The sequence below is a fragment of the Gluconacetobacter sp. genome (assembly GCF_047721585.1).
GTDB lineage: Bacteria > Pseudomonadota > Alphaproteobacteria > Acetobacterales > Acetobacteraceae > Gluconacetobacter > Gluconacetobacter dulcium.
This window is the reverse complement of the sequence record NZ_JBDNXE010000254.1, coordinates 1-1,874: the sequence shown is the minus strand read 5'-3', so window position 1 is coordinate 1,874 and position 1,874 is coordinate 1. Positions and strand designations below refer to the sequence as shown.

Sequence of the window (1,874 nt, the reverse complement as noted above, 5' to 3'; positions counted from 1 at the left end):
GGACTGGCGCCGGCCACGATGGTCGGCAGCCAGACACTGGCGCAGATGCAGGCGGCGACTGTCGCGGCGCAGGCGCTGGCGGCGGCGGCCATGCCCTCTGCCGCGCTGCTGGATGCGCAGGGCCGCGTAAAGCTGACGATCGCGGGAGATGTGACCGTGGCGCCCGTCACGCCATCCGGCGGCTCCCCCACCACGCTGGGCGCCTATCTGGGCACGCTGGCGAAATCGTCCGACCTGTCGGCCTATCTGACGGCGCAGGCGGCGTCGGAGACCTATGCAACGCTTTCGGCGCTGGGTGAGACGGACAGCGTGGCCCATGCCGCGCAGGCGACGGCGCAGGCCGCCGTGCCCTCTGCCGCGCTGCTGGATGCGCAGGGGCGGGTGATGGTGCCAGTCGTCGGAGATGTGACCGGCGCGCCCGTGGTGCCGGCCGGTGGCAGCAGCGTCAATCTGGGCACGTATCTGGGCACCCTGGCGACGCAGGCCGGGCTTGTGGCCGAGACCAGCCGCGCGACGGGTGCCGAGGCGGTATTGCAGGGCAATATCGGCACCGAGGCGGCGGCGCGGGCCAACGCGGACGCGTTGCTGGCGCAGCTTTCGGGGGCCGTCTTTACTGGTGCGGTGTCGGTGCCGCAGTTGAACCTCGGCGGCGACATCTACCCATCGACAGTCGGTGGTCAGTACTCCGCGCATTATGGCCCCGGCAGCGTATGGCGACTGTCATTCCAGGGGGACGGTAACCTCGTCGTCTATGATAGCGGCGGGAACCATATTTTCACTGTTGGTGGCACGGACGACAACATGACGGTCGCCGTGCCCACTACATTTGGCGCGGCTGTCCAAGTTCCGACGCCCGCTGCTGGCGATAACTCAAGCAACGTTGCCACGACGGCGGGTGTTCGGGCGGAGATCGCCAGCGGTTACACGGTCGCGACGCTTCCGAGCGATGGGCGGCGCTATGTCGGCGCGCGCGCCTATGTCACCGATGCGACCGCCTGCAATTTCATGGCGTCTCCGACCGGGGGCGGCGCGACGTTCTGCCCGGTCATCTCCAACGGCACAGCCTGGATCGCGGAGTAACACTGATGGGAAACTATATCCTCTATCGCACTGTCGATTTTACGGTGACGGGTGCGCCCTATACCGATCCCGACACCAATCAGGTGGTCACGCCGGCTCCCGTCGTCGCCGACCCAAAGGGCAAGGTGATCCTCACCCAACAGATCGCCGGCCCGGAAACGGTGACCGTGCCCGAGGGGTTCGCACTGGCAGCCGACCCGGACGGCAAATACCCGATCGGCACCATCTATACGCCGCCAGCGTGATCGAGGCCGGAATGCTGCTATCGTGGCTGCAAACATGGTCCGGGCCGATCAGTGAGGTGCTGGCGGCATGCGGCGGCTGGTACGCCAAAGTCGCACGCGATCATGCCCAGGTCCGGCGTGATCGTCTGGACGCCGGCACGCAGGCGCTGCAATTGGTGGCGTCCTATCAGGCGCGCGAAACGGCGCTGATCGCGGAACGCGAGAGGTCGCTGGCATATGAGATGGATGCGCGAGCACGAGCGCGGATCGCGGCCGATGTGCTCCAGGAGGTGCATGCCGAGGCGATCTCGGCGCGCGTACGGTGCCATGACCTCGAAATGCGGGCTGGGTTGCCGTTGACTGATTTCCCCCTATTCCCGGATTTCCCGTTCCGAGAGGTCTCGCTGCCGGTTCAAGTGGCGACACAGGAGGAGCACCGAACGAACTCCGACGGGTGTATCAAGCCGGAAAAAGAACCGGCTTAGACACGGCTGAACATCCCTTCAGCACCCCTTAAAAAGGGTTCCAAATCTATTGCCCCGCAGTTCCAAACCTCGCGGCCCGCTTCAG

3 protein-coding genes are annotated in these 1,874 nt (G+C 66.0%); all 3 read left to right on the top strand.

From position 1 onward, the window contains the following. Positions 1 to 1,080 (top strand): hypothetical protein (locus tag ABF821_RS20935; protein WP_415531466.1); only part of this gene is annotated, 1,080 nt, incomplete at its 5' end. Between the two features lie 5 nt (positions 1,081 to 1,085). Beyond that, positions 1,086 to 1,325, top strand: a complete 240-nt coding sequence (locus tag ABF821_RS20930) for a hypothetical protein (protein WP_415531465.1) — start codon at positions 1,086 to 1,088, stop codon at positions 1,323 to 1,325. After that, positions 1,322 to 1,789, top strand: coding sequence for a hypothetical protein (locus ABF821_RS20925; protein ID WP_415531464.1), 468 nt, complete (start codon positions 1,322 to 1,324; stop codon positions 1,787 to 1,789). The genes ABF821_RS20930 and ABF821_RS20925 overlap by 4 nt, the downstream gene beginning before the upstream one ends. Positions 1,790 to 1,874: the final 85 nt, after the last annotated feature.

Excerpts from the sequence above, each read along its gene's own strand:
- ABF821_RS20930 (WP_415531465.1), top strand. The coding sequence starts at position 1,086 with ATGGGAAACTATATCCTCTATCGCACTGTCGATTTTACGGTGACGGGT.